This window comes from Ruminococcus sp. FMBCY1 (genome assembly GCF_023921805.1).
Classification (GTDB): Bacteria; Bacillota; Clostridia; order Oscillospirales; family Acutalibacteraceae; genus Ruminococcoides; species Ruminococcoides intestinale_A.
In genome coordinates this window covers 1,015,219-1,040,886 of the sequence record NZ_CP074197.1, presented here as the reverse complement: position 1 = coordinate 1,040,886, position 25,668 = coordinate 1,015,219, and the positions used below count along the sequence as shown (strand labels likewise).

Genomic DNA, 25,668 nt, shown 5'->3' with positions numbered 1-25,668 from the left:
TAAAAATAAATGTAATTCATTGCTTTTCACCACCCTTAAGCAAAAGCCAAATGCCAAGGTTATCGTCATCATTTTGCTCGATGATTTTACCACCCGATTTTTCAAGTGAAATCATAAATTTTTTGTCAAAAATATTACTGTTGATTTTCGTTGAGCTAATCACCTTTATAGAAATTTCCTTATCGGATATTTCTGTGCGAGCAAATATGTATTCGCATTTTGTTTGTGTTGCTTCGTCAAGAATGTTGTACATAAACTCATACATAAGATTTGCGTGTTCAATGTCAAGCTTTTTATTGCCGTTATTGGTGCAGAGCAGCTTTACTTTGGAATATTCTGCAAAGCTTCCGAGTTCGTCTATATACATACTTAGTTCATCAGAGGAAAAATATTTTTCCTCAAGAGCAATAAAAAACATATTACACCTGCGTTTTATGTAGCACAAAAGTAATGCGGCTTTGACAGTAAGCAGGGAATTATTGCTTTGATTTTTCATCTTTTCAGGTAAACGGGAAAGCAACTTGAGTTTATCGGAAATTTCACTCTCAAGACTGTTGCAAATGTCTATTTTTTCCTCGTTTTGTAAGTATTTTCGCCTTGCTTTTTCTTCTTTTCTGATTAAGGCATTGGTTGCCCTTAGCTTTTCTACAGTAGTTTTAGTATTTGAATACATTTTGTTCAGCTGAGAAATATCGTCCTGCCAAACAACATATCCGCCGGAAATTTTCTTGCTGAAAAGCAGTGTGTTCTCATCAAGTTTTATTGGATTTTTACCGTTAATAATGCTGTCTTTTTGTTTATCGGTAAGGCAGTAGTCGAAATTTGCAGTAATTTCTTTTTCAAAATAATTGTTGAGAATTTCCATTTTAAGCGGTGAATTTTTAAAAAGATTTTTGTATTTTGTGTTGGTGGGAATAAGACTGCTGCGCAAGCATACTTCCATAAATGCGAGGATAATAAATGTGATAACTACCGTCATATCACTCTCAAAGGCAAACGGCAGACGCATTACATAGGCAACAGTATATAAAAAAATCAAAAGGAAAAAAGTAACAGGGTAAAAAATATTTAGCTTATTCGGACTTTTTATACTGCGTACTATAAGCCACAACAATACAATGAAAGTTTGTAATCCAATGCACAGCATAGATAAATAATATACAATGCCGTAGGTGTATTCAGAGGAACCGTTTTCAATTCCGTTATAAAACGAAAAAGCAAGCTGATGGTAGTCATTTGTGAATATCAGACATAGCAGAAATAGCTCAACCACTATAAAAGGCAGAATCCGCAGCGGTATGATTTTGTTGCTGCTTGGTTTGTCTGTTACGCTTGTTAAATATAACAGACCTGTTGCTATACCGAATTGAAAAAGATAGTAGCTGTACCAAAGCTGTCTTTCAATCATCGGAGAATTAATTTGCCACTTAATGCACCTCGCTGTAAGCCATAGAATAAGCATTGAACCGATAATAATAAAAGATAATTTAACCCTTTTGTTAATTACTCTCAAGCCAAGCACAGCTATCCACAGCACTGTTAATGTAATGAAAAATACTGCTGACAAAATATGCTCTTGTCCGTCTGCTGTTGAATATCTGCGTTGCTCAAAAACTGTTCTCCTCATCTTTTTAATAACATTTGTTGATTGCTCGTTAAAGTGCCGGTAATCGGTATAAATAACAGCGTTAGAATATTTTTCTTGGGTAGGATACAGGGGAGATACGTTGTTATATGTTCGCAAGTCATTTTGATTTATATTATTGCAGAGATTGTTTTCAAAACATAGTGGGTATGGTGAAATTATTCCTTGCACAAAAGAAAGAGTACCATCATTTGGAATAATAATGTCTATATTTTTGTTACCTCGTTTTAGTTTAACAGCCTGTGTATCGGTGCAGATCCATATTGGAAGTTCAGTATTGCTGTTGCTGAGTCTGCCATTTCTTTCCATTTCTTTCAGGTAATTAATGGCATCGTCAATACGGTAATTTTCTTTTTTAAGCGAATAGCCGATTGATGCGGTAATGTAATTATAATAATCTGAATCTATATAGATTTTTTCTTCAACACCTGCAAGAGAATTAAAGCTGTTTATGTTTTCTTTTACTTTGCCTGTGTCAACTGCTATTACTATCGTTGTGATATAATGTGGATACCAATAATAATGCCCGCCACTATCCATAAGGCTTTTTGCAAGCAGTTCATCAGCTTGAGCAGCATAACCGTTATTGAGATTATCTACTACCGAACTTTCGGATATAACTAAATTATATTCATCATTATCGCATTTTAATGCATTAAAGTAATCCTCGTTATTGACTGAAATGGTCTTTATATGGTTCATACAACCGTTAAAAAGAGTACAAAGCAAAATTAAGAGCATAACCAAAATTGAAATTTTAATCTTTTTGTGCATTACTTCACCGCCTTTTAGCTTTAAATTAATTTTATTGTATGCAAAATTTGAAAGTTACATTATTATGAATATTCTAGAATTGTAACATAAAATTTCGCATAAGACAAATTTTAAAAAATAAAAACCTTAGCAAGCGGTGGCAAAAAACCACCGCTTGTTTATTGTTTATATAAAAATAATTCATATTTTGCTTTGCAATTGCATAATATTGATAAGTAAAAGATTTGCGGTAAACAGATGCGAAAAAGTATTAAAAAGAATATATCAATTTACCGAATTAAGTAATATAAAATTTGTCAATTTAACGAAATTAGTGTTGAATTATTTTAAATTTATTAAACTTATTGACTTTTTAATATAAAAGTAGTAAACTAATAATCAGTTAGCGAGTGCTAACTTTTTTGTACTGTCAAAGTTAGTTAGCACTAATGCTGTATAGCGAGGATGGTGAGCTTATGCCTTTAACATTTGCCGATCCGGGCGTTGAAAACATTATTAAAAAAATCGGAGGTAACTCTGAGGTTCGTGCACATCTTGAAAACTTGGGTTTTGTTGTTGGCGGCACAGTTACAGTTGTTTCTTCAATGGCGGGTAACCTTATTGTTAATGTAAAAGGAGCACGAGTTGCAATCAGCCGTGAAATGGCAAGCAAAATTATGATTTAATGGAGGTACAATATGAGAACTCTGAGAGAAGCAAAAATCGGAGAAACCGTAAAAGTTGCAAAACTTAACGGTGCGGGCGCTATTAAGCGCAGAATTATGGATATGGGTATTACAAAGGGCGTTGAAATTTATATCCGTAAAGTTGCGCCGCTCGGTGATCCTATTGAAGTTACAGTAAGAGGTTATGAACTTTCTTTGCGTAAAGCCGATGCTGAAATGATTGAACTTGTTTAAGTTAAATACGGGGTTTATCCCCGATATTTTTAAATTTTAAGTTAGTCTAAAATAACTAAATCTATGAGAGGAAGACACTAATGGGTATTAAAATTGCACTTGCAGGTAATCCTAACTGCGGTAAAACAACCCTTTTTAACGCTCTTACAGGTTCAAACCAGTTTGTTGGTAACTGGCCGGGCGTTACCGTTGAGAAGAAAGAGGGTAAGCTCAAAAAGCACAACGATGTTGTAATTATGGACTTGCCGGGTATTTACTCACTTTCTCCTTACACACTTGAAGAAGTAGTTGCTCGTAACTACCTTATCGAGCAAAGACCTGACGCAATCCTTAACATTGTTGACGGTACTAACCTTGAGCGTAACCTTTACCTTACAACACAGCTTACAGAGCTCGGTATCCCGGTTGTTGTTGCCATTAATATGATGGATGTTGTAAAGAAGAGCGGAGATAAGATTGACACTTCGGCACTTGCTAAAGAGCTTGGCTGTAAGGTCGTTGAAATTTCTGCTTTGAAGGGCACAGGTATTATGGAAGCGGCAGAGGCTGCAATTGATGCTGCCGAGAACACAAAAACTGTTCCAATGCACACATTCAACGGTGTTGTTGAGCACGCTATTGCTCATATTGAAGAGGCAGTAGTTCACGAAATGCCCGAAGAACAGCAGAGATGGTACGCTATCAAGGTATTTGAGCGTGATGATAAGGTTATGGAAAAGCTTAACCTTAGCGACGAAATTAAAAAGCATGTTGAAACTGACATTGAAAATGCCGAAAAAGAGCTTGACGATGACAGCGAAAGCATTATTACAAACGAAAGATATATTTACATAGCTACTATTATTAAGACTTGCTATAAAAAGAAGAGCAAAGGTAGCCTTTCAACATCAGATAAGATTGATAAGGTTGTTACAAACCGTTGGCTTGGTCTTCCGATTTTTGCCGTAATTATGTTCCTTGTTTACTTCATTTCAATGCAGACTGTAGGTTCAATGGCAACAGACTGGGCAAATGACGGATTGTTCGGTGACGGTTGGCATTTGTTCGGTATAGGTACTTCACAGGCAGAAGAGGCAGAAGAAAATTACGGCGATTCAGATGCAATCATTGAAGCTTTCAATGAAGAATACGGTAATGACGATATTGCAGCTGCAATTGATCTTGAAAATGAAAATTATTCTGAAGATGCTGCTAAAGCTGCTCTTTCACAGCTCGTTACTTTAACTCCTGCAGACGCAAGCGTTACTTATTCTGTAGAAGACGAAGAAACACTTGAGGTAACTGAAACTCCTGATACAACTAAGGCTCAGTTACAGGAAGCTGTTGATAATTATCTTGATACAAATTATAAGGAAGGCTATGGCGCTCCTGATGCAAGCACATACGGTGTATGGGTTCCGGGTATTCCTGTTCTTATCGGTGACGGCCTTGACGCTATCAACTGTGCCGATTGGCTTAACGGACTTATTCTTGACGGTATCGTAGCCGGTGTTGGTGCGGTTCTTGGCTTCGTTCCGCAGATGCTTGTACTTTTCTTACTCCTTGCTTTCCTTGAAAGCTGCGGTTATATGGCTCGTATCGCATTCGTACTTGACCGTGTATTCCGTAAGTTCGGCCTTTCAGGTAAATCATTTATTCCAATGCTTGTCGGTACAGGCTGCGGCGTTCCGGGTATCATGGCTTCTCGTACAATTGAAAACGAGCGTGACCGTCGTATGACAATTATGACAACAACATTTATTCCTTGCGGTGCTAAGATGCCATTTATTGCTATGATCGCAGGTGCTATTTTCGGTGGTTCACCGTGGATTGCTACATCAGCTTACTTCATCGGTATGGCTGCAATCGTAGTTTCGGGTATTATGCTTAAGAAGACAAAGATCTTCTCAGGCGATCCTGCTCCGTTCGTTATGGAACTTCCCGCTTACCATCTCCCGACAGTAAGCAACCTTCTCCGTTCAATGTGGGAGCGTGGCTGGTCATTTATCAAAAAGGCCGGTACAATCATTCTTCTTTCAACAATCATTGTTTGGTTTACAACATACTTCGGATTTGTTGACGGTCAGTTCCAGATGCTTTCAGAGGATCAGATCAGCAATTCAATTCTTGCCGCTATCGGTAACTGCATTGCTTGGATCTTTACTCCGCTTGGTTGGGGCAATTGGCAGGCAGCAGTTGCATCGGTTACAGGCCTTGTTGCTAAAGAGAATATCGTTGGTACAATGGGTATTCTTTATCCGGGCGGATGGTCAGAAATCGGCGGTGCTTTCACAGCAATCAGCGGTTTCTCATTCCTCGTATTCAACCTCCTTTGTGCTCCTTGCTTCGCAGCTATCGGTGCTATGAAGAGAGAAATGAATAATGCTAAGTGGACCTGTTTTGCAGTAGCTTACCAGTGTGTATTTGCTTATGCAATCGCTCTTATGATTAATCAGTTTGGCGGACTCTTTACAGGTAATGTAAATGTTATCGGTCTTATTTTCGCTGTATTGGTACTTGCATTTATGATTTATATGCTCGTAAGACCATACAAAGAGGCTAATACATTAAAAACTTCTGTAAAGGTAAAATAATTTAGATTTTGATAGAGGAGGATGTATATGCTTACTTTTTTACTTGATAATATTGGTACAATAGTTGTTTTGCTTATAGTTGTTGCTGTAGTTGCTGCAATTATTATCAGCCATTTCAGAGCAAAGAAAAAGGGCAAATCTTCTTGTGGCAGCTGTGGCTGCGGATGTGCATCCTGTGCAATGGCAGGTAAATGCCACTCTAACAACCATAAATAATTATTGCTGACAAAAGCGACCGAGCATTTTAAGTGTTCGGTCGCTTGTTTTGTTTTTTGATTATTTTTCAATAGTTGGGGGAAAATTATGGTTTAGCAAATTGCATTATCAAGCAATTTGCTGAATCATAATTAAATATTACAACAAATATTTGGATAACTCCTTATAAATAAAACAAGGCTATCGCATTTTAACCTTGCGATAGCCTTTCTTGTATCATTTGATTTTTAGTTGTTGTTTGAAATATAAATCTGCAATTCGGTTACATCGGAAACAGAAAGTTTACCGTCTTTGTTCATATCAACGCAGTCAAACAGTTGCTTGTTAGTTTCGTCAATAAGCGCAGAACCGTCGGTGTTTTTGTTGCCTGCAATGTGCATTTGCAAGTATGTAACATCATTTACATCTATAATACCGTCTTGGTTAGCGTCGCCTGTGAGAATTTTTTCATCTATTGAAATAAATTCAAAATCATTTTCTTTTGCATAAGTTTCTGCATATGTTCCAATGTAGCCGTTTATAGTTAGTATATTACAATTTTCAAATGAATCACGGGCTATAAAACTAACATCTTTAGGAATAATAATGCTTTTTAAATTAGTGCAATTATAAAAAACTTTATTACCTATAGAAGTTACATCTTGCGGTATAGTGATTTTTTGTAATTTATTACAGCCTGAAAAAACTCCATAACTAATATATTGTAAGTTATCAGGTAGTTTAACATATGTTAAATTAATACAATTTTCAAATACAGACTTTGCTAAACCTTTTGAAAAGCCATTATCTGAAAGTTTATCCGGAAAATTTACTGTTTCTAAACTCTCACAATTACCAAAGGCGAAATCATCAACATATGATAAACTATCCGGAAGATCTATTCTTTTTAATGATAAACAATTTCCAAATGCTCCTACCCAAATTCTTGTCAATGAGTTAGATAGTTTAATGGTTTCTAATGATTGACAATTATAATATGCACCGTCATATATTGATAATATATTGTTTGACATTTCAATATTTTTAATACTTATATTGTTTTCAAATGCACCTTTGCCTATACTCGTAACCTTTTTTCCGTCAATTTCATCAGGAATAGTTACATCACTATCATTTCCCACATACTTGGATATTTCAACTGTACCGTCATCAAGAAATGTATACTCATAGTCACCGCTTATAAAATTTTCATCTGAAGACACAACCGAAGTATTACTTTCAACCTCAGCCGCACTTACAGGCAGTACGGAAAATGCACTTACTGCCATAAGTGCAGACAGTATTACGGCTGTTAATCTTTTAACTTTTTTCATTTTTTATCGCTCCTTGCGTTATTTAATTTATTATTCACAATTGACACTCACTAAATGTCAATTACAGGTGTATTATAGCATAAAATATTCTTATTGACAAGCACTAAATGTCAAAGGAGTATAAAAAATGTTTAAAAATAAAAATGAAAATATGAATAATGTATGCGGAAAGAGGATTGCGGAATTAAGACTTGCATTAAATCCTAAATGCAGTCAAAGACAGCTTGCTGAAAAATTGCAGCTTTTTGGATTGGATTTAGACAAAAATGCAATTCAAAGAATAGAATGCGGAAAAAGATTTATAACAGATATAGAAATAGTGGCTTTTTGCAAGGTATTTGAAATTCAGCCTAATGATATTTTTGCTATGGTATAAAATTAAAAGCCTGATATAAATATGATACTTGTATTGGAGTGTTGATATGTTAAGCAAAAGAATTCGTGAATTAAGGTTTTCGCTCAGACTGAATCAGGTGCAATTCGGACAGGCTCTTAATGTAACAAAGCAGACTATCAGTAATTGGGAAAACGACAATATTCAGCCGTCTGTGGAAATGCTTATTAAAATAGTAAATACCTATTCAGTAAGTGCCGATTATTTGCTTGGTATTAACGATAGGGAAACCGTTGATGTTTCGGGGTTATCTCAAGAGCAGATTGCTCATATACAAATGATAATTGACGATATTAGAAATAAATAATTATTCAAGCAAAAAATCAGCCTGATTTCGTATGAAGTCAGGCTGATTGTATATCTGTTAAATTTTAATTCCTTGAATTGAAATATGAAATTACTTATTCTCCTCATTATACTTAAGCTGATTGTAAATCATATTGGCACACATATAAACATTGCCGCCGCCCATTGTGAGAATGAGGTCGCCCTCTTTTGCGTTTTTGCATACATAGTCTGTAATTTCTTCAAAAGTGTCAAGGCAAACCGAGTTCGGTACTTTTGCGCCGAGGTCGGTTGAGTAAATATTATATGTGTTTGTTTCTCTTACAGGGAGAATTTCAGAAATAATCGCAACATCCGGAATCTTAAGAGCCTCTGCAAAATCATCAAGAAGAAGTGCTGTTCTTGAGAAAGTATGCGGCTGGAAAATCGCCCATACTTTTTTAAAGCCCATATTCATTGCGGCATTGAGTGTTGCGGTAAGCTCTGTCGGGTGGTGAGCAAAATCGTCTGCCACTGTAATTCCCTCGGGTGTACCGAGAATTTCAAAACGGCGGTGAACACCTCCGAATTTATGGAGATTTTCGGCGATTTCCTTAGGTGTTGCACCAAGGTAATGTGCGGTAGCCGCTGCGGCAAGTGCATTATAAATGTTATGCTTGCCCGGAACAATCAACTTAATATTTGTAAGGAGTTCGCCCTTGTAATAGATGTCAAATTGCTCGTGAACACCCTTGTCTGCAGAAATATTTTCTGCTCTGTAGTCGCAGTTTTCGCCAAAGCCGTAGGTGATTTTTTCAATGTCAACATCGTTTACTGCATCAAGTGTGTTTTGGTCGTCACCGTTGATTACAAGCAAACCTGTAGTCTGTTTTGCAAATTTATTAAATGACTTTTTAATGTTGTCAAGATTTTTAAAGTAGTCGAGGTGGTCGGCATCAATGTTAAGTATAATAGAAATAAACGGATTAAGCTGTAAGAATGTATCAACATACTCGCAAGCCTCGCAAACGATAATGTCGCTCTGACCTACATAACTGTTGCCGCCGATAAACGGAAGTTTGCCGCCGATAATTGCCGATGGGTCAAAACCGCTGCCGATAAGTACCTGTGAAAGCATGGCTGTGGTTGTGGTCTTGCCGTGAGTACCGGAAACCGCAATACTTCTCTTGTATCTTCTTGTTACGACGCCGAGCATAACGCTTCTTTCAATGCAAGGAATACCCTGTTCAACAGCTGCTTTTCTTTCCGGGTTATCTTCTTTGATAGCGGCAGAATATACCACAAGCTCTGCACCGTCAATATTTTCTGCACGATGTCCCATATATACGGGAATGCCGTAGCCTTTGATTCTGTCGAGTGTCTCGCCCTCATTCATATCCGAGCCCGAAAGCTGATAGCCCTCGCTGTTTAAAATCTCTGCAAGCGGACACATACCGCTGCCGCCGATGCCGATAAAATGTATCCTTTTTATATTATCAAGTAAAATGTCGTAATTCAAAACACTCATTCTCCATTCACAAAAATTCTATCTTATATTATAAAGCTATAGTCAAAAAAAATAAATACCTTTTTTCAATTTGTAATATATTTTTTCGTATTTTAGTTTTTATATTGCCAATTTATATTAAAAATGTTACAATATAATCGGTGATAATCAGTGAATTTAGTTAAGAATGATATTATAAAATTAAACATAACTTCGGCTACCGCAGAGGGCAGCGGCGTAGGAAAAACAGAGGACGGTATCGCCGTATTTGTTCCGCTTTCCGCAGTAGGCGATGAACTTGAAGTAAGAATATTAAAAACAAAGAAAACTTATGCTTTCGGTAAAATTGAAAATATAATTACTCCGTCTTCCGCAAGAATCGAGGCGGACTGCCCGCAGTTCTCAAAATGCGGTGGCTGTACTTGGCGGCATATTTCTTATGAAGAAGAATTAAAAATAAAATCAATGCGTGTTTACGATGCGGTAACACGAATAGGCGGAATTAAAGACTTTGAATTTAAAGATATTATCAGCTGCGAAAGACCTGACAGATACAGAAATAAGGCGCAATTTCCTATAGGTAGGGCAAAAGACGGAAGTGCGGTGTTCGGATTTTATTCATTTCATACGCACAGAATTATTCCGTGTGATGACTGTTTATTGCAGCCTGAGGTTTTTAATTTTGTAATAGAAATTACGAAAAGATTTATAGATAAAACAAATGCTGATATTTATGACGAAACAACAGGCAAAGGCAGATTAAGACATTTATATATGCGTCTTGGTGAGATTACTGACGAACTTATGGTTTGTTATGTTGTCAACGGCAACGGCTTAAAACAGGAAGACGAACTTGTCAGAATGTTAAAAGACGGCTTGCCTAACCTAAAAAGCGTAATTATTAATTCTAACAGAGAAAAAACAAATGTGGTTTTAGGCAAGAAAAATCGTGTTGCATACGGCAGTGACCACATTACCGATGTTTTATGCGGACTTAAATTTAAAATATCACCGTTTTCATTTTGGCAGGTAAACCGTGCCCAAGCAGAGAAACTGTACGGTAAAGCAAAAGAATACGCAAACCTGCAAAACGACGAAATTCTGCTTGATTTATACTGCGGAACAGGTACAATAGGACTTACAATGGCAGAAAACTGCAAAACACTTGTCGGTGCGGAAATTGTCGAGGATGCTATAAAGAATGCAAACGAAAACGCAAAAGCAAACGGCATAGAGAACGCAAGATTTATTTGTGCCGACGCATCAAAGGCAGCGGCTCAACTTAAAGCAGAGGGACTTCAACCTGATGTTGTAGTGCTTGACCCGCCAAGAAAAGGCTGCGGCGAAGATGTAATTTTGACCGTAGCACAAATGTCACCGAAACGAGTTGTGTATGTGTCTTGTGATCCCGCAACCCTTGCAAGAGATTTAGAAATTTTCGAGTCAAACGGCTATAAAACCAAAGAAGTAACACCTTGCGATATGTTCCCAAGAACAGCGCATGTGGAGACGGTTGTTCTTTTGTCCCAAATGAAACAAAAGCCGGATGATTACATTAATGTCACGATTGAACTTGATGATGTGGATATAACATCTGCAGATACTAAGGCAACATATGATGAGATAAAGAAGTATGTGGCTGAACATAATGCCGGCATGAAGGTTTCCAATCTGTATATTTCACAGGTAAAGAGAAAATGTGGAATTGAGGTTGGAAAGAATTATAATTTACCTAAAAATGAAGATAGTAGGCAACCACAGTGCCCGGAGGATAAAGAGAGAGCAATTGTGGAGGCATTGGAGCATTTTAAGATGATTCAGCAGGAATAAAAGGAGTTTGATAAACTTGAATTGAGATTTCATATATTCCAAGGGATTTAATAACTGTTATATTTTATTATCAAATATCTCTCAATCCCTTGAAAACACAAAGTTTATCGCAGGTGAGCTTTCCCTTATTGTTTCCCTTGCGTTATATCGTCCCACCAGTGTTTACGAACTCTGATAAGGGCAAAAACAAGGGCAAGAAAATTATATAAAACAGTATAACACAAAATAAAAGTGACATTGTGAACTGATTGAAATGCTTCTGATTTTTGCAACAAATGATTGATTTAACGATAAGGAGATTTAATACGATGAGAACAATATTTGCAGAATACAATCCCAAGCGCAACAGTATTGATGTTTACACCTCTGTTGGCTATATGCTCCGCATTGACTGTTCTCCCACCGCAAAGGATTGTATCAAGTGCCGCCCTAAATGTGTGCCGCGATCTCCGGCAGCTTCCCGCGTCCATGCAAACTCAATATCGGCGGTTTCCAGCCCGCAGCCGAAAGAGGACGCAAGCAGCTTCCCGTCTGTCTTTTCGGGATTTAAGATATAGTCTATCGCAGCCTTTAAGGTTGATTTAATAGGGTGCGTCTTTGTAACCGCCATATCTCGTCCACCGCCTTTTTAATGTCCTCTATATCCTGCCTGTAAACCGTCCCCGTCGCATTGGCGCGTTTTGCAATTTGGTTGATGTTCCGGCTCACCGCTTGCAGTTCCCGGATATATGCTTTTGTGTCGCTTCGGTCAACGACAAGAATATACCCGTCTATCGCCATTTTACGGAAGTATGCCCCATACTGCTTTATGGGAAGCTGCTTCATCTTCTCGTCGATCAGCCGCTTTTCTTCTTCCGTAACGTAAAACTTCATCTGTATATTTCTCTTTCGGTTTTCCATTTCCGCACCGCCTTTCGGTATAAGGGTTTGGGATTATCCCAACAAGCATTTTCCGCAAACGGGTACTCGTTTGCTGTGCTTGCTATCTACTCCATACCCCCACCGAAAGGCGGTATTTGTTGCGCGTTCCTTTGATTTTGGACGCAAAAAAAGATTGCAGCCGCCATGCGCTGCAATCTCCCGATTTCTCATATTGTGAGGTTAATCCTCTGCTTTTTCGACTTCCGTTATCTCCCTTGCTGTTGCGGTTACAATCCGTATGCCTTTATCGCTCATACCGTCCAGCAGCGCGTCAAGCTGCCGCCGCCCGGTGGATTTCTCCGCATTGCTGTTCGGGAAGAAAAATTGATCTACCGAAATATGATACCGGGTTACAAGGTCATAGAATACCTGTAAACTCGGCTGTTGTCCCTTGTTCTCGATATTCGCAAGGTAGCGCGGGGAAATATATAACTCGTCGCTTACCTTTTTGCGGCTCTCGCCGTATTCATTTCTCGCGGCTTTTATAGCTGCCCCGAAAGCCTTAAAGTCGTACAATGGTACGGGTCTTTTTGCCATTTTCATTCACCCTGTTACATTTTACAGTTCACCTTTCTTTTTGGATATGTCCACACAATTCATATCATTAGGTTAAATACTTCCTGTTGTGTATTGACAGTAGACTGATTTTCTGATAAAATAAAATTTATGTAAAAGGAGGCGGCGTTTATGTTGCATAGCATGCGTATTAGATAAGCATTGAAAAAAAGGATTTTCCCATTTTCAACATGGGCTTTTTTGTCATGCTTATTTTGCGGATGCTATACAAAAAACTAACGACGTATAGATATAGTATAGACATAGTGCAAGCTATGCCTTAGTTTTGTTGTACTGCTCTGTGCATTATAAATGCAGGTCAATGCTCATGTTGAGGATTGACCTGCATTTTTTTGTGTAAAAAGGACGAGTGAAATATAATGCTTAAAAAATATTGGATAAAATGTCCGATTTGTAACGGAAAGACGAGAGTTCAAGTATTTCATAATACTGTATTAAAAGATTTTCCTCTTTTCTGCCCTAAATGCAAATTGACGCATATCATTGATGTAGAAAAATTAGAGATTGTAATCAAAAATACAGAAAAACAAACTTTTATTATTTAGAAGAAAGGATATAAAAATGAAACGTTTACCTAAATATACGCCTGCGGAAGTACGGAATGATCCATACGGATTTACTTACAAAGAAATGTCGGAAGTTATTGGCGAGAATGAAGCAAAAGCCTTATATGAAGAATTATATAAGCAATTACCACGCAAAAAAAATCTATCAATGTTGGTAAAAAATATTTGCAAAAGCAGTGATACTGAAAAGTATGTTTACGAACTGAAAGACAACAAATACATTGAAACGGTTTTTATCAAGCGGCGAGATGGTGGAACTGTTTGCGTGAGCACACAAGTCGGTTGTCCTGTTGGTTGTATTTTTTGTGAGTCCGGGCGAAATGGCTTTGTTCGTAATCTAACATCGTCAGAAATCGTACAACAGATTATATTGTTGCGTCGAAAAGTAAACCGTATCGTTTTTATGGGTATGGGAGAGCCTTTATTCAATTATGACAACTTGATAAAAGCAATCCATATTCTCCGAGATAGATATGGGCTCAACTTTCCAACCGACGGCATTACCATATCAACAGTTGGTCCGGTCGATCAATTAAAAAAATTGCGCGAGGAACATCTTAAAATTCAGTTGACAATATCTTTACACGCAGCAACACAATCTGCAAGAAATCGTATTATTCCTCACATGCGCATATATGCTATTGAAGATGTTGTTAAGCAAGCCTTATCCTATTCTGAAAGGCATAATCGCAAAATTGTCTTTGCGTATTTGCTTTTACCGGGTATAAATGACCGGCCCTCAGATGTAAGACAACTTGCAAAATGGTTTCGGGGCAAAAAAGTTATGATTAACGTGTTACAATACAACCCAACAAGCAATTCAAGAATTAAAGCACCACAGAAACGGGAAATAGTTGCATTCAAACATCAATTAGAGCAAGCAGGACTTGAAGTTACTATGAGAGTTTCTCATGGCAGAGAGATTAACGCGGCTTGTGGACAGTTAGCTAACACATATAATAAATTCAAAAAAAAATGATTAAAAGTGCCAGACGCATAGACGCAGAGCCGATAACGCATTAGGTCAAAAAACCTATGTGTTATCGGCTTTTTTATTTAATATTGCGCAAAAGCCGCTGTTCCCTATTATAGAATGGATTGCGGGTAGTGTATTAAAGTCGCCCTTTTTTAAGGATACGGCGGTATCGGGGAGGTATCGCCGTGTCCATTTTTATTTACTGTAACCCGCCTAATGCTTTGCGGTCAAAAAAAGCTATGCTCCGCAAGCGGGATATTCCGGCTATGAATGTGAACTGTCAATACATTTAGCTACTGCTTACATTTCCTTTGCGCCCGTCCGCGTCTTGCGGACGGGCGCATTTTGCTTTTTTCAACTTTTTTCTGAAAAGCGCACTCAAGAGCCATCTCCCGAACGGGTACGGAGCGAAAGGGGCAGAGAGGACAAGCCCTTAACTCCCGTCCTCTACTCCACGCGGGAAGGAGGTGAACTCTATGGAGCTATCTTCTTCCGACAAGGAAAGAATACAACATCAGTACGACGCATTAGCAAAGAAAACTTTGGTCGGCGAAGCGAAAAGCCACCGCCGCACTCTTGCGAAACGCGCAGCACGCGAAGTTACTTTTTCGGATTTGAGCGAAAGCGAACTCGCGCAGCTTTTCACAACGGACGAATACGAAAGCGATTATTTCCGTTTTCAAGTGTCCGGCTTTGATGTACTCGTCAAAAATGAACTGCTTGCCGAAGCCCTTAACGCTTTGCCCGAAAGGAAACGCGACATTATCCTTTTGTCCTACTTCTTGGATATGAGCGACGCGGAAATTGGCGAACTGCTGAATGTTGTACGCACGACGGTTTTCCGGCACAGGAAATCCGCGCTTGCGAAAATCAAACAGTATTTGGAGGGAAAAGCAGATGATGAATACCGTTAGGAAGTCTGAAAATCTGTTGCCGTTCCCTGTCATTTCCGCAGCGGCAAACGGCGACACAACCGCCATGTGCGCGATCTTGAAGCACTACGAGGGTTACATAGCGAAACTTTGTACCCGCACGCTGAAAGACGACGCGGGCAATACCTATTCCTATGTGGACGAGGAAATGCGTAACAGGCTGCAAGTGCGCCTTATTACCCGCACCCTTGCTTTTCATGTAGGATAATCTTTTAGCCCATGCGGGGAGCGTGTCCCCTTTCCACGCTTCCCGTTATGGGCTATTTGTCGTTCCGCAAAAGCATATCCGCTGTTGATGTGCTTTTGCAGGCCGACAAAGCCTATTGTTCTTTGACAAAGAAAGCGGCCTTTGGTGCGCAGCATAACAGGCAAACGGGTACATTCCGTCTGTACCGAGCCAGTCGGCGGGTACGCCATGACAGCTTTTCCCCATAGGGGAAAAGCCGAGCGAGAACTACCGCGCCGTAAAACAGGTTTAGCAGCTTGTGGGCGACGACATACAAGGCGGCACAATGATACTCCCGCGTTGAACACCCTCAAAGTATTGCGCGGCGCACCCATAAGCATGGGCCGGGGTGAAACTCCCGTGAGGTTGCAGCTAATAACCGCCCGTTTTTGCCTTTTGACGAATATAGTTTATCCATACAGGAAAAGGAGGTTTTTCTAATGGATAAAAAACAGACAATTACAACCGAACGCAAAATAGGGAAAATCACCTATCTTGTTCAAGCGTTGCCGAGTGAAAAGGCAACCGATACAATCCATAAAAAGATTGAGAAACTCATTGTAAAGGATTTGCAGAAAAAGCCCGGAAATCCGGGATTTTTAGCGTCCGAGTAGTGCATTAGGCGGCGGGATATGGTATAATGATAGCAACACATTATACCTGTTTATTCGGCTGTCGGAAAGGAGGACTAATGTTACAGTCGAATAAAATCACCGCCCTTTACTGCCGTTTAAGTCAAGAGGATATGCAAGCCGGAGAAAGCGGAAGCATACAGCACCAAAAAATGATACTTCAACGCTATGCGGACGAACACCATTTTTTGAACACAAAGTTTTTTGTGGACGACGGATTTTCCGGCGTGAGTTTTGAGCGCGAGGGGCTGCAAGCGATGTTGCAGGAAGTGGAAGCCGGACGAGTGGCGACGGTCATTACCAAAGACCTTTCCCGTCTTGGCAGAAACTATCTGAAAACGGGCGAACTCATAGAGATTGTATTTCCCGAAAACGGAGTACGCTATATCGCGATCAACGACGGAGTTGACACAGCGCGGGAGGATAACGAGTTTACCCCCTTGCGGAACTGGTTTAACGAGTTTTACGCCCGCGACACAAGCAAGAAAATCCGCGCAGTTAAACAGGCACAGGCGCAAAAAGGCGAGCGCGTCAACGGGGAATATCCATACGGCTATATCCCAGACCCGAACAACCGCCACCACCTTATACCCGACCCGGAAACCGCGCCGATTGTCAAACAGGTTTTCGCTATGTTTGTTAGCGGCGTGCGTATGTGCGAAATCCAAAAATGGCTTGCGGAAAACAAAGTCTTGACGATTGGAGCGTTGCGCTATCAGCGTACAGGACAGGCGCGGTATCAGCGGGCAATGATCGCCCCCTATACTTGGCCGGACAAAACGCTCTATGACATATTAGCAAGGCAGGAATATTTAGGGCATACCATAACCGCGAAAACTCACAAGGTATCCTACAAGTCGAAAAAGACCCGGAAGAACGAAGAAGAACAACGCTATTTCTTCCCAAACACCCATGAGCCGCTTGTTGACGAGGAAACCTTTGAACTTGCGCAAAAGCGGATTGCTACCCGCCACCGCCCGACAAAAGCAGCGGAGATTGATATTTTTTCCGGCTTGCTGTTTTGCGCTGGTTGCAGACATAAGATGTATTACCAACAGGGCGTAAATATCGAGCCGCGCAAGTTTTCCTATTCTTGCGGCGCATGGCGCAACAGGGCAAGGACAGGCAGCGAGTGTACCTCTCATTATATCCGCAAAAACGTACTTCTTGATTTAGTGCTGGAAGATATGCGGCGGGTTTTGCGGTATGTTAAGGAACACGAACAGGACTTTATCTGTAAAGCTACCGAGTACGGCGACATGGAAGCGAGAAAGGCATTAGCGCAGCAGCAAAAGGAACTTTTCAAAGCACAGGCGCGTATGACCGAACTTGACACGCTTTTCCGCAAGCTGTATGAGGACAACGCATTAGGCAGACTGACAGATGAACGGTTTGTGTTTCTAACTTCCGGCTATGAGGACGAAAAGAAATCCCTTGCCGCAAGGATAGACGAGTTACAACAGCAGATCGCAACCGTTACCGAGCGAAAAAGGGATATATCAAGGTTTATTCAGATTGTCGGGAAATACAGCGACATACAGGAATTGACCTATGAAAACGTCCATGAGTTTATCGACCGTATTTTGATACATGAATTAGACCGGGAAACCAACACCCGGAAAATCGAAATCCATTATAGCTTTGTCGGACAGGTTGATACCGAGCAGGAGCCGACGCAAGTTGTCAACCATGACCGCCGCAACATGGTAGATGTAAAAAGTATCGCTATCTAACCCCAGCAAATGTCAGCCCCGTTATTTTATCCGTTTCCTCAATTTTAGCCGTTAGCATTATGATTGGATAAGTGTATTTCTTTCGGATAAGCTGGCAAAGTGAAAAGCCGTTCATATCCGGGAGCATAATATCCAGAATGGCAAGATCAATGTCGCCGCTTTCAATACACGACATGGCATCCGTTGCGCAGTAAAATTTATAAACGACGTAATTTTCGTTTTTCAAGTAGACCTCCAACAGATCCGCTATATCTTGCTCGTCATCTATAATCAATATCTTTTCAGACATATTTTCAACTCCTTTGCTCATATTTCCAATTAAGTATAGCAAATACAACATCTAAATTCACAATGGATTGCCTGAGAAATTATTAAGATTTTCCTAACTTTCGAATTTAGGCAACTCAAAATGCTAACGTAATTTACATATCAGTTTTTTATGTGTCATACATATTCTCCAATATACTTCCATATAATGCACAGATTGACTTCACAATTGCATGCCATGAAATATCAGCAGCATAAGAATAATTTTTTTGATATGTTTTCCATAAGGTCTCCATAACCGGACTTGATTCAATTTCATCAAATATTTCTCTTATATCCTCAGCTTCTATCAGGTCTAATGTTCCCCTTTTTTTGGCTGTAGCCACAAGTGCAGTCCATAAAACTTGTTTTTGGAGTTGTTCTCCATACAACTTTTGTAAAATATAAATATCATAAAAATCTCTCATTCGTGTATTTGTAACGTTTCGACTAACAACAGTTTCCAATTTTTCAGCCAATACCGTTTCCAGATTATATGCCCATACCTCAATAGTGCGGTCTTCAAGCATAAGATTAAATTTGTACTTGATTTCTCTTGGTGTAATTACATCCCCTGTAGAAATATCAATCTTTAATGGTGTGATTACACCATCAAATTTCGTTTCCATGCTTACACGAACACCAGGATAATCTGCTTCTTCCATGATTTCCGATATCCGTTTGACCCGAAATGAAACACCATCGTCCAGTGGAATTGATATAATTTGGGATATAATCATTTCTACATCCTCCACACTAACATTAGTGCCTTTTATGGTAGCATCCAGATCCATAGTAGCTCTGGCATCCAGACCAACCATTGCCGCCACAAGCATTCCACCTTTTAATATAAACTGGTTTTTATACTCTGATAAAGAAATTCGTTCTAAAAAACGTTCCATCATATAATTCCGCATCAAAATCTGTGCATCTGCGGATTTTTTCTTTGACATATTACGAATTAAATCCTTTAATTGTCTTGCCGTTGTTATCATCTAAAGTAACACCTCCAAATATGGTCTAAGTATGTTTTCAACATGAAACATAGCTGCGTATTTCATAAGCATCCGTAAGTTTTTATCCTTACGTTTTGCATATTGTTTCAATGCGTCTTGAAAGACCTGCATTTCAACATTTTTTCTGCTACGAAGCAGATCACAAATTGTTCTCTCCATGTCATAAACGGGAACGGAATGTCCGAATGATGTCTGCATAGCTATGATTCCTATTTCATGTAAATCCTTTTTTACTGTGTACACTTGAAAACCGTCTTCCTGCAAACGACTTGGATTATATCCAGTTCTTACTGTTATGGTGTATTTCAAAGGCTCTCTGTCCGTTAAATCATGAAAAAACAATGCAGTTTCATGAGAAAATACAGCTTGACCACAACGTAAATGCAAAAGGTACATTGCATCTGTCCACGTATCCGGCGATACATACACACCATGAGCAGCTTGTTCTAATCCTCGTTCCTTCACATATGCATAAAACACAGACTTACTAATTCCATTATTTAGAACTTGAAATGTCTGAATTGTCCCTCCACATTCACGCAACAACAAATCTAATTTTTCAAACTGAGTCATATGCTTTCTCCTTTCGTGCTAATATGATAATATATATTAGCACGAAAGTAAAGACATATAGTACCAATAAAATATCGGTATTTTTGTTTTAATGATATCCCCTTGTTTCTCGCCATCCCTTTACATACCACCTGATTCCAACATATACCAGTTGCACGAATAATAAGAGAAATAGCAGATTGATTGGCAATGTTGTCTTTATCCACTTCCCAAAGTAGATAGCTGTTGCCATGCTTATAAGTATTACCATTATGGTAATCATATCCCAACAGCACTTCTTATATAACTCTGCAATCTTTATCTCTATAAATGCTACAAGTATTCCAGCACCCACCAAACATCCACCGCAGATCAGTATTCTTATCAGCCAATATACAATTCCGGCAACGACAGGATTGGATATTCCATTACTAATCTGTGCCATGTTCTTTCCTGTCAGTATAATCCACCCTGCAATGGTCTGTATAAAAGTGGCGATTGTATCAAAGAATACCACGCAATCAGAAATAAATATTTTTGACCGTATCATCTGAAAAAGAGTAGTTGATACGGAATACCATATCAGCAGAAACATCAATGCTTCATACATGGCTGTTTTTGTTTTATATCTGCCTGCCAGTTTTTCTCTCTGCGTATCATACTTTTCCTTGGCTTTCAGATAAGCTGTCAGGTTACAGTTCCCACACTTTTGATAGAGTACTGGCTTTTCAACCGGTATCTCTACTTTTTTCTGATGAGAGAGTGCATAGTCCCGTTCCTGTTCTGCCTGCCTTAGCTTATCTTGACATTCCTCTGTCATGATTTCGGCAGCGTGCGTTTTCTCTTTCTCTCTCTGCAACAATTCTTTTGTTTTCCTCAAGTCGTTCTTTAAGGCTTGAATGTTCCCTGCTCTGTTCTCGCTGTTTAACCTCTCGTTCAAGGTCAGCGATTCGTCGAGCTGCATTTTCAGTTCCCGGATAGTCCTGTCTTTCTGGTCGAGTTCTTCCTGCATCTGCTCTGTCAGCAGAAGCAACTCTTCCAGTTGATCGTCGCTCTTTGAGTTTCTTAATTCGTTCATCAATCGACCTTCCTTTCTCTAATTGCTGTTCAAGTTCAGTAATTCGCTGTTCTGTTTCTGCAATAGCCGGTTCTCGCTGTTTAATTTCTGTGCCAATTCCTGCCATTGCTGATTTTCGTCTGTAAGCTTCTGTATCTGGTCTGTCTTTTCTTCCAGAAGTATCAACAGTTCTTCTGTATCCGGCAAGATTTGAAGCAGTTCTGATAATTCGCTCTCTAATTGCTGCAATCGTTCTTCCTGCTCCTGAAAGCACATCAGCTTCTCGTCCTTTTCCTGTATTTCCTGAAGCATCTCTGCCATAATATTCTGCTGTTCCTCTATCTGTGTAATCATTGCTTCCATCATGGGAATTACTTCTTTGCTTTCTTCTAATGTCATTCAACCACTCCTTCCATATTGACAATGCACCGGATACCTTACCAAAGGTTGTGATTACCTTTTGCAGTAGTGCATTTTGTTTTTTAATCATCTGGTTTTCCTCTACCTTCCATGAACCATTCCATATCTGTCCGGTGAGATATTTTTCCTCAATCTTTCTTGCATCCGCACCCTCATGAATCGTAGGGATTTTTAATTTGCCCTGTCTTTCATAAGAGCGGTGGTCAATCTGATTGTCTATGGATAAATGCCGGTTACACATCCCAGCCCATTCGCTTCGCCATAACTCACAATTCTTTGGATTATTCCAGCCGGTAGCATCGGTCAGAACCCGTTTCCATTGTTTTCGGTTTCTTGCCCCGACTTTCTGTACTCCGTTTTCATCAAGTACCGGAATGCGGATTCCATGCCGGTCAGGATTTTTCTTATCCTGCCACCAGTCCGGGTGGGATTCATCAACCACGATATTTCCGTCAGTATCTCTGGCAAAATCCCAGTCCTTGACTTCTTTGCTGCCCCATGAATGATCCAGATTGAATGGTCGCATGGTTACAAGTAAATGCACATGTGGGTTTCCATCGCCCTTATCGTGTATGCTCCAGTCGACACACATTCCCTTATCCACGAAAGTCTTTTGAATATATTCGGTTGTATAATCAATCTGTTCCTGTCTGCTCCATTCTTTCGGCAGGGAAAATTCAAATGAGCGTCCAAGCTGTGCATCTGCATTTTTTTCTATCTTCAATACCTCATTCCATAGACGCTGTTTCTGAAATGTGATTTTAAACTTTTCCAGTGCGGCATCTTTATCATCCGCTCTTTTATAACGGATAGACTGTTGAAACCTTTTTATATTTTCTTCCGGTACATGCAGCCATTCAGGAGGTGCATTTTCGCACATCATCAGACTGGTGTAGACGACTTCCTTTTTGGAAGTATAGTAACTGATTCTGCCTGTTTCCTCATTCTTCATCACATCTCCATTAAGATATGCCGATGCGGATATGACAGATTTTCCTTTACTGCGCCCGACAATCTTTACTGTAAAGTGAAATATCGCCATGATACGATTCCCCCTTTCTGCCGTATCCGGCATTGATTTCCGACAGCATCTTCTTCTGGTTTGGCAGAAGTGAAGCTGTCGGAACGCCCTCTGCGCAAGAGTGCCCCCTGCGGCATGAGCAGGTCTGGCTGAAAGCCCCGCCGACGGAACGAGCCCGGCAAGCGTAAGCGCAGACCGGTTGCCACTTGTGGCAAACTTATAAGGACGACCTCTGGTTGTCCATAAGTGCGCCCTTCATTCAAAGGCAATGAAGGGAATGGAAAAACCACTCCCTCCGCCATTACACTTCCTCCATATCTGTAAGTGGCTCTTTCTGCATCGCCTTTGAGAAAAACTTTCCGTTTGTTTCCTGCCTTTTTAAGAAGCCTATCAACTTTGGTAAATCTTCCTCCTCAATCGGACAGCCAAGAACCGATTCCACTGCGCCACCAATCTGACAGAGCCTGTGGGTTCGTTTTTTACTTTCCTCTGCTTTCTTTCGCTTTTCCAGTTCCTTCCGCTGTGCAATGAGCTTTTTTGTAGCTTCAATGCTTTCCTGTTCCTTTTTCTCTAATGCACGTATTCTTTCTTCATAAGTCTTTGTTGATTTCGCCATATCGTCTTCATCCTTTCTTTTTCCGATAAACAACAGTTCCCGGTTGCATATCAGGAGAAGCACATGGTATAATCCTCTTGCGTGTAGGTATATCATGGCTTCGGTCTGATAGAACCTTTGGCGGTTTCTTAGGAAGCCGCCTTTTTAAGTTGTCACATTTCTTGTGACAGCTTTTACATTTCCTTTATCCCTCAGATCACGCCCCTCGTTGGCTTCCATGAACTTTTCCAGAATGTCAGTTTTAATAAGGACTTTTCTTCCGACTTTTAATACCGGAAGCTTCTTCCATTCAACCAGCTTTCTCAAAGTGTTTCTGCCAATTCCTGTATAGTCGGCTGCTTCCTCGATGGATAATGCAATCTTTCTTTCCGTCATCTTGTCACCTCCTGTTAAATTGCATTATGCAATTTTTGTTGTGCTGTTAGTATAGCGGTTTTATATTGCGTTGTCAAGCGTTATGAAATTTTAAAAATAATCATTAAATTGCATATTGCAATTATGTGAGGTACATGCTATAATTCATACATACCGAAAAAGGAGGCAATCAGCATGAAAGATAAAGAACTACGCAAGCTGATAGGTAACAGGGCAAAACAGCGTCGTCTGGAATTAAATCTGACACAGCCTTATGTTGCAGAGAAGATGGGAGTTACCGCTTCCACAATCCTTCGTTATGAGAATGGTTCGATTGACAATACCAAAAAGATGGTGCTGGAAGGTCTTTCGGAAGCACTTCATGTATCTATTGAATGGCTCAAGGGGGAAACCGATGAATACGAAACCGATATTACGGATAAGAAAGAATTACAGATTCGTGATGCAATGGGCGATATTCTCAAACAGTTACCTCTCGACCTTAGTAAAAAGGAAGATGCTTTTTCCAAAGATTTACTGCTGTTGATGTTAAAGCAATATAACCTGTTTCTGGAATCATTCCAGTTTGCCTGCAAGAATTACAAGGGCAGCACAAATGAAGCTGATATTGCAAAAGTAATGGGGTTTGAATCGAATGATGAATATAACGAGATTATGTTTCTCCGGGAGATCACCCATACTGTTAATGCTTTTAATGACATGGCAGATATTGTAAGGCTCTATTCCAAGAAACCGGAAATGGCAGAACAAAGGCTTGAAAATCTTTTATCAGAAGTTTTGTATGAGGATTCCGATTCGGTATAGAACGACAACCGGAGTTATGATACAATGAGCACGAGCGAGTCAGGCTGTTTACAGATTTGACGAGCGGCGAATTGGCTTATGGACTTGTCCATAAGATGCCTACACGCAAGAAGCATTTCATCAGTTCCGATTGTCTGATATCGAAAGGAGACACACGATTATGGCAAAAGGATCTGTAAGAAAAAAAGGAAAGAAATGGTACTACCGCTTCTATGTAGAAGATGCAAGCGGCAATCTGGTTCAGAAAGAATACGCTGGAACAGAAAGCAAAAGTGAAACGGAAAAACTGCTCCGTCAGGCAATGGACGATTACGAAAGCAAGAAATTCATTGCAAAGTCGGAAAATATTACAGTTGGAGAATTACTTGATATATGGGCAGAGGAAGAATTAAAGACCGGTACTCTCAGTAATGGAACAGTCCAGAATTACCTCGGTGCTATTACCAACATCAAGAAGCATCCAATTTCAGAGAGAAAGTTGAAAAATGTAACATCTGAGCATTTACAAGCCTTCTTCGATCTGCTTTCCTTTGGTGGCACTTATCCAGATGGTTCAGAAAGAAAAGGTTACAGCAAAGATTACATTCGTTCTTTCTCGGCAGTATTACAGCAGTCATTCCGGTTTGCAGTATCCCCAAAGCAATATATCACTTTCAATCCGATGCAGTATATTAAGCTGAAATACCAGACGGATGAGGTTGACCTGTTTTCTGATGATGACATGGATGGCGATATACAGCCAATTCCACGAGAGGATTATGAAAGACTGATTGAATTTCTACAGGATTACAATCCACCGGCAATACTTCCAATCCAGATAGCTTATTATGCAGGACTTCGTATCGGTGAAGCCTGTGGTCTGGCATGGCAGGATGTAAATCTTGAAGAACAGTGCCTTACGATCAGACGAAGTATCCGATATGATGGTTCAAGGCACAAGAATATCATCGGACCAACCAAACGAAAAAAGGTAAGGATTGTTGATTTTGGAGATACACTGGCAGAGATTCTTCGCAATGCCCGAAAGGAACAACTTAAAAACCGAATGCAGTACGGAGAACTTTACCACAAAAACTACTACAGAGAAGTAAAAGACAAAAACAGAGTTTACTATGAGTTCTATCATCTGGACGGAACAGAGAATGTTCCAGAAGATTATAAGGAAATATCCTTTGTCTGCTTAAGACCGGATGGAAGTTTGGAACTGCCAAGCACGTTAGGAATTGTTTGCAGGAAGATTGCTCAGAAACTGGATGGATTTGAAGGATTTCATTTTCACCAGTTGCGACACACCTACACAAGCAACCTTCTGGCAAATGGAGCAGCTCCGAAAGATGTACAGGAACTGTTAGGACACTCAGATGTCAGTACCACAATGAATGTCTACGCCCATTCCACAAGAAAAGCCAAGCGGGAATCCGCAAAGTTACTTGATAAAGTGGCAGGCAACGACTAAATAAAACTTTCCCTTATTTCCCTTACGATTATCTCATAAGGGCAAAAATAAGGGAAAATACATATCAT

27 protein-coding genes and 3 pseudogenes are annotated in these 25,668 nt (G+C 39.8%); 16 read left to right on the top strand and 14 right to left on the bottom strand.

All coding sequences use genetic code 11. From position 1 onward, the window contains the following. Positions 1 to 16: 16 nt before the first annotated feature. Positions 17 to 2,419 carry a hypothetical protein gene (locus KGF34_RS05025; protein WP_252560056.1) on the bottom strand — a complete coding sequence of 801 codons (2,403 nt, stop codon included), beginning with the start codon at positions 2,417 to 2,419 and terminating at the stop codon, positions 17 to 19. 455 nt (positions 2,420 to 2,874) lie between these two features. On the opposite strand from KGF34_RS05025, the gene KGF34_RS05020 reads away from it, so the two are divergent. The 4 genes from KGF34_RS05020 (at position 2,875) to KGF34_RS05005 (ending at position 6,107) form a co-directional block, all read left to right on the top strand. After that, positions 2,875 to 3,084: a FeoA family protein gene (locus KGF34_RS05020; RefSeq protein ID WP_022234514.1), complete on the top strand. Its 210-nt coding sequence runs from the start codon at positions 2,875 to 2,877 to the stop codon at positions 3,082 to 3,084. Between the two features lie 12 nt (positions 3,085 to 3,096). Continuing rightward, positions 3,097 to 3,318 carry a ferrous iron transport protein A gene (locus KGF34_RS05015; RefSeq protein WP_022234513.1) on the top strand — a complete coding sequence of 74 codons (222 nt, stop codon included), beginning with the start codon at positions 3,097 to 3,099 and terminating at the stop codon, positions 3,316 to 3,318. A gap of 80 nt (positions 3,319 to 3,398) precedes the next feature. Continuing rightward, complete coding sequence (locus KGF34_RS05010; protein WP_252560055.1) at positions 3,399 to 5,891, top strand: ferrous iron transporter B; 2,493 nt, start codon at positions 3,399 to 3,401, stop codon at positions 5,889 to 5,891. A gap of 27 nt (positions 5,892 to 5,918) precedes the next feature. Next, positions 5,919 to 6,107, top strand: a complete 189-nt coding sequence (locus KGF34_RS05005; protein ID WP_022234511.1) for a FeoB-associated Cys-rich membrane protein — start codon at positions 5,919 to 5,921, stop codon at positions 6,105 to 6,107. Positions 6,108 to 6,334: 227 nt separating this feature from the next. Here the strand turns inward: KGF34_RS05005 and KGF34_RS05000 are convergent, their stop codons facing one another. After that, the gene (locus KGF34_RS05000; protein WP_252560053.1) at positions 6,335 to 7,420 is read right to left on the bottom strand and encodes a leucine-rich repeat protein; all 1,086 of its coding nucleotides are present in this window, start codon (positions 7,418 to 7,420) and stop codon (positions 6,335 to 6,337) included. 127 nt (positions 7,421 to 7,547) lie between these two features. Here KGF34_RS05000 and KGF34_RS04995 point away from each other — a divergent pair, with 127 nt between their 5' ends. Together KGF34_RS04995 and KGF34_RS04990 are read left to right on the top strand one after the other, a co-directional pair. Beyond that, positions 7,548 to 7,796 (top strand): helix-turn-helix transcriptional regulator, encoded by a 249-nt coding sequence (locus KGF34_RS04995; protein ID WP_022234254.1) that lies wholly within the window; start codon positions 7,548 to 7,550, stop codon positions 7,794 to 7,796. Positions 7,797 to 7,842: 46 nt separating this feature from the next. Next, entirely contained in the window at positions 7,843 to 8,121 is a 279-nt protein-coding gene (locus tag KGF34_RS04990; RefSeq protein WP_252560050.1) for a helix-turn-helix transcriptional regulator, read from the top strand. 90 nt (positions 8,122 to 8,211) lie between these two features. Here the strand turns inward: KGF34_RS04990 and murC are convergent, their stop codons facing one another. Beyond that, positions 8,212 to 9,597 carry a UDP-N-acetylmuramate--L-alanine ligase gene (gene murC, locus KGF34_RS04985; RefSeq protein ID WP_186934517.1) on the bottom strand — a complete coding sequence of 462 codons (1,386 nt, stop codon included), beginning with the start codon at positions 9,595 to 9,597 and terminating at the stop codon, positions 8,212 to 8,214. Between the two features lie 159 nt (positions 9,598 to 9,756). On the opposite strand from murC, the gene rlmD reads away from it, so the two are divergent. Together rlmD and KGF34_RS04975 are read left to right on the top strand one after the other, a co-directional pair. Beyond that, on the top strand, positions 9,757 to 11,415 hold the full coding sequence (gene rlmD, locus KGF34_RS04980; protein ID WP_252560044.1) for a 23S rRNA (uracil(1939)-C(5))-methyltransferase RlmD: 1,659 nt from the start codon (positions 9,757 to 9,759) through the stop codon (positions 11,413 to 11,415). Between the two features lie 308 nt (positions 11,416 to 11,723). Further along, positions 11,724 to 11,810, top strand: a pseudogene (locus tag KGF34_RS04975) (toxin-antitoxin system protein); the annotation flags it as partial. On the opposite strand, the pseudogene KGF34_RS04970 reads toward KGF34_RS04975, so the two are convergent. From KGF34_RS04970 to KGF34_RS04960, 3 genes and pseudogenes are all read right to left on the bottom strand, one after another. Further along, positions 11,810 to 12,025, bottom strand: a pseudogene (locus KGF34_RS04970) (endonuclease); the annotation flags it as partial. The pseudogenes KGF34_RS04975 and KGF34_RS04970 overlap by 1 nt on opposite strands. Then, entirely contained in the window at positions 11,986 to 12,315 is a 330-nt protein-coding gene (mobC, locus tag KGF34_RS04965) for a plasmid mobilization relaxosome protein MobC (protein WP_002584958.1), read from the bottom strand. The pseudogene KGF34_RS04970 and the gene mobC, both read right to left, overlap by 40 nt. Before the next feature lie 201 nt (positions 12,316 to 12,516). Next, entirely contained in the window at positions 12,517 to 12,873 is a 357-nt protein-coding gene (locus KGF34_RS04960; protein WP_002584957.1) for a helix-turn-helix transcriptional regulator, read from the bottom strand. A 398-nt stretch (positions 12,874 to 13,271) separates the two neighbouring features. Between KGF34_RS04960 and KGF34_RS04955 the strand changes: the two genes are divergently transcribed. The 6 genes from KGF34_RS04955 (at position 13,272) to KGF34_RS04930 (ending at position 17,977) form a co-directional block, all read left to right on the top strand. Beyond that, a complete protein-coding gene (locus KGF34_RS04955) occupies positions 13,272 to 13,457 on the top strand; it encodes a cysteine-rich KTR domain-containing protein (RefSeq protein ID WP_003431289.1) in 186 nt (61 codons plus the stop codon). Positions 13,458 to 13,473: 16 nt separating this feature from the next. After that, complete coding sequence (gene rlmN, locus KGF34_RS04950) at positions 13,474 to 14,457, top strand: 23S rRNA (adenine(2503)-C(2))-methyltransferase RlmN (RefSeq protein WP_002584956.1); 984 nt, start codon at positions 13,474 to 13,476, stop codon at positions 14,455 to 14,457. 473 nt (positions 14,458 to 14,930) lie between these two features. Next, on the top strand, positions 14,931 to 15,368 hold the full coding sequence (locus KGF34_RS04945) for a sigma-70 family RNA polymerase sigma factor (protein ID WP_002604474.1): 438 nt from the start codon (positions 14,931 to 14,933) through the stop codon (positions 15,366 to 15,368). Then, complete coding sequence (locus tag KGF34_RS04940) at positions 15,352 to 15,594, top strand: helix-turn-helix domain-containing protein (RefSeq protein ID WP_002604473.1); 243 nt, start codon at positions 15,352 to 15,354, stop codon at positions 15,592 to 15,594. The genes KGF34_RS04945 and KGF34_RS04940 overlap by 17 nt, the downstream gene beginning before the upstream one ends. A gap of 458 nt (positions 15,595 to 16,052) precedes the next feature. Continuing rightward, positions 16,053 to 16,226, top strand: a complete 174-nt coding sequence (locus KGF34_RS04935; protein ID WP_002604472.1) for a transposon-encoded TnpW family protein — start codon at positions 16,053 to 16,055, stop codon at positions 16,224 to 16,226. A gap of 77 nt (positions 16,227 to 16,303) precedes the next feature. Next, positions 16,304 to 17,977 (top strand): recombinase family protein, encoded by a 1,674-nt coding sequence (locus KGF34_RS04930; protein WP_002604471.1) that lies wholly within the window; start codon positions 16,304 to 16,306, stop codon positions 17,975 to 17,977. Here KGF34_RS04930 and KGF34_RS04925 read toward each other — a convergent pair. The 8 genes and pseudogenes from KGF34_RS04925 to KGF34_RS04890 all read right to left on the bottom strand — a co-directional run. Beyond that, positions 17,972 to 18,266 (bottom strand): annotated as a pseudogene (locus KGF34_RS04925) (response regulator); the annotation flags it as partial. The gene KGF34_RS04930 and the pseudogene KGF34_RS04925 sit on opposite strands and share 6 nt — an antisense overlap. Positions 18,267 to 18,414: 148 nt before the next feature. After that, on the bottom strand, positions 18,415 to 19,278 hold the full coding sequence (locus KGF34_RS04920) for a nucleotidyl transferase AbiEii/AbiGii toxin family protein (RefSeq protein ID WP_003505363.1): 864 nt from the start codon (positions 19,276 to 19,278) through the stop codon (positions 18,415 to 18,417). Further along, a complete protein-coding gene (locus tag KGF34_RS04915; RefSeq protein ID WP_003505367.1) occupies positions 19,279 to 19,872 on the bottom strand; it encodes an abortive infection protein in 594 nt (197 codons plus the stop codon). A gap of 88 nt (positions 19,873 to 19,960) precedes the next feature. Then, positions 19,961 to 20,671 carry a DUF6040 family protein gene (locus KGF34_RS04910; protein WP_003505369.1) on the bottom strand — a complete coding sequence of 237 codons (711 nt, stop codon included), beginning with the start codon at positions 20,669 to 20,671 and terminating at the stop codon, positions 19,961 to 19,963. Next, positions 20,649 to 22,370 carry a MobA/MobL family protein gene (locus tag KGF34_RS04905; RefSeq protein WP_212385406.1) on the bottom strand — a complete coding sequence of 574 codons (1,722 nt, stop codon included), beginning with the start codon at positions 22,368 to 22,370 and terminating at the stop codon, positions 20,649 to 20,651. The genes KGF34_RS04910 and KGF34_RS04905 overlap by 23 nt, the downstream gene beginning before the upstream one ends. After that, positions 22,346 to 22,651 carry a hypothetical protein gene (locus tag KGF34_RS04900; protein ID WP_005345966.1) on the bottom strand — a complete coding sequence of 102 codons (306 nt, stop codon included), beginning with the start codon at positions 22,649 to 22,651 and terminating at the stop codon, positions 22,346 to 22,348. Before KGF34_RS04900 ends, KGF34_RS04905 begins: the two co-directional genes overlap by 25 nt. Beyond that, positions 22,651 to 22,965, bottom strand: coding sequence for a hypothetical protein (locus KGF34_RS04895; protein ID WP_014080633.1), 315 nt, complete (start codon positions 22,963 to 22,965; stop codon positions 22,651 to 22,653). Before KGF34_RS04895 ends, KGF34_RS04900 begins: the two co-directional genes overlap by 1 nt. Positions 22,966 to 23,109: 144 nt before the next feature. Further along, complete coding sequence (locus tag KGF34_RS04890) at positions 23,110 to 23,340, bottom strand: helix-turn-helix domain-containing protein (RefSeq protein WP_252560036.1); 231 nt, start codon at positions 23,338 to 23,340, stop codon at positions 23,110 to 23,112. A gap of 174 nt (positions 23,341 to 23,514) precedes the next feature. On the opposite strand from KGF34_RS04890, the gene KGF34_RS04885 reads away from it, so the two are divergent. Together KGF34_RS04885 and KGF34_RS04880 are read left to right on the top strand one after the other, a co-directional pair. Beyond that, complete coding sequence (locus KGF34_RS04885) at positions 23,515 to 24,144, top strand: helix-turn-helix transcriptional regulator (protein WP_118563748.1); 630 nt, start codon at positions 23,515 to 23,517, stop codon at positions 24,142 to 24,144. A 160-nt stretch (positions 24,145 to 24,304) separates the two neighbouring features. Beyond that, complete coding sequence (locus KGF34_RS04880; RefSeq protein ID WP_015530038.1) at positions 24,305 to 25,600, top strand: tyrosine-type recombinase/integrase; 1,296 nt, start codon at positions 24,305 to 24,307, stop codon at positions 25,598 to 25,600. The last annotated feature ends 68 nt before the right edge of the window (positions 25,601 to 25,668 follow it).

Excerpts from the sequence above, each read along its gene's own strand:
- KGF34_RS05025 (WP_252560056.1), bottom strand. The coding sequence starts at position 2,419 with ATGCACAAAAAGATTAAAATTTCAATTTTGGTTATGCTCTTAATTTTG.
- KGF34_RS05020 (WP_022234514.1), top strand. The coding sequence starts at position 2,875 with ATGCCTTTAACATTTGCCGATCCGGGCGTTGAAAACATTATTAAAAAA.
- KGF34_RS05015 (WP_022234513.1), top strand. The coding sequence starts at position 3,097 with ATGAGAACTCTGAGAGAAGCAAAAATCGGAGAAACCGTAAAAGTTGCA.
- KGF34_RS05010 (WP_252560055.1), top strand. The coding sequence starts at position 3,399 with ATGGGTATTAAAATTGCACTTGCAGGTAATCCTAACTGCGGTAAAACA.
- KGF34_RS05005 (WP_022234511.1), top strand. The coding sequence starts at position 5,919 with ATGCTTACTTTTTTACTTGATAATATTGGTACAATAGTTGTTTTGCTT.
- KGF34_RS05000 (WP_252560053.1), bottom strand. The coding sequence starts at position 7,420 with ATGAAAAAAGTTAAAAGATTAACAGCCGTAATACTGTCTGCACTTATG.
- KGF34_RS04995 (WP_022234254.1), top strand. The coding sequence starts at position 7,548 with ATGTTTAAAAATAAAAATGAAAATATGAATAATGTATGCGGAAAGAGG.
- KGF34_RS04990 (WP_252560050.1), top strand. The coding sequence starts at position 7,843 with ATGTTAAGCAAAAGAATTCGTGAATTAAGGTTTTCGCTCAGACTGAAT.
- mobC (WP_002584958.1), bottom strand. The coding sequence starts at position 12,315 with ATGGAAAACCGAAAGAGAAATATACAGATGAAGTTTTACGTTACGGAA.
- KGF34_RS04960 (WP_002584957.1), bottom strand. The coding sequence starts at position 12,873 with ATGGCAAAAAGACCCGTACCATTGTACGACTTTAAGGCTTTCGGGGCA.
- KGF34_RS04955 (WP_003431289.1), top strand. The coding sequence starts at position 13,272 with ATGCTTAAAAAATATTGGATAAAATGTCCGATTTGTAACGGAAAGACG.
- rlmN (WP_002584956.1), top strand. The coding sequence starts at position 13,474 with ATGAAACGTTTACCTAAATATACGCCTGCGGAAGTACGGAATGATCCA.
- KGF34_RS04945 (WP_002604474.1), top strand. The coding sequence starts at position 14,931 with ATGGAGCTATCTTCTTCCGACAAGGAAAGAATACAACATCAGTACGAC.
- KGF34_RS04940 (WP_002604473.1), top strand. The coding sequence starts at position 15,352 with ATGATGAATACCGTTAGGAAGTCTGAAAATCTGTTGCCGTTCCCTGTC.
- KGF34_RS04935 (WP_002604472.1), top strand. The coding sequence starts at position 16,053 with ATGGATAAAAAACAGACAATTACAACCGAACGCAAAATAGGGAAAATC.
- KGF34_RS04930 (WP_002604471.1), top strand. The coding sequence starts at position 16,304 with ATGTTACAGTCGAATAAAATCACCGCCCTTTACTGCCGTTTAAGTCAA.
- KGF34_RS04920 (WP_003505363.1), bottom strand. The coding sequence starts at position 19,278 with ATGATAACAACGGCAAGACAATTAAAGGATTTAATTCGTAATATGTCA.
- KGF34_RS04915 (WP_003505367.1), bottom strand. The coding sequence starts at position 19,872 with ATGACTCAGTTTGAAAAATTAGATTTGTTGTTGCGTGAATGTGGAGGG.
- KGF34_RS04910 (WP_003505369.1), bottom strand. The coding sequence starts at position 20,671 with ATGACAGAGGAATGTCAAGATAAGCTAAGGCAGGCAGAACAGGAACGG.
- KGF34_RS04905 (WP_212385406.1), bottom strand. The coding sequence starts at position 22,370 with ATGGCGATATTTCACTTTACAGTAAAGATTGTCGGGCGCAGTAAAGGA.
- KGF34_RS04900 (WP_005345966.1), bottom strand. The coding sequence starts at position 22,651 with ATGGCGGAGGGAGTGGTTTTTCCATTCCCTTCATTGCCTTTGAATGAA.
- KGF34_RS04895 (WP_014080633.1), bottom strand. The coding sequence starts at position 22,965 with ATGGCGAAATCAACAAAGACTTATGAAGAAAGAATACGTGCATTAGAG.
- KGF34_RS04890 (WP_252560036.1), bottom strand. The coding sequence starts at position 23,340 with ATGACGGAAAGAAAGATTGCATTATCCATCGAGGAAGCAGCCGACTAT.
- KGF34_RS04885 (WP_118563748.1), top strand. The coding sequence starts at position 23,515 with ATGAAAGATAAAGAACTACGCAAGCTGATAGGTAACAGGGCAAAACAG.
- KGF34_RS04880 (WP_015530038.1), top strand. The coding sequence starts at position 24,305 with ATGGCAAAAGGATCTGTAAGAAAAAAAGGAAAGAAATGGTACTACCGC.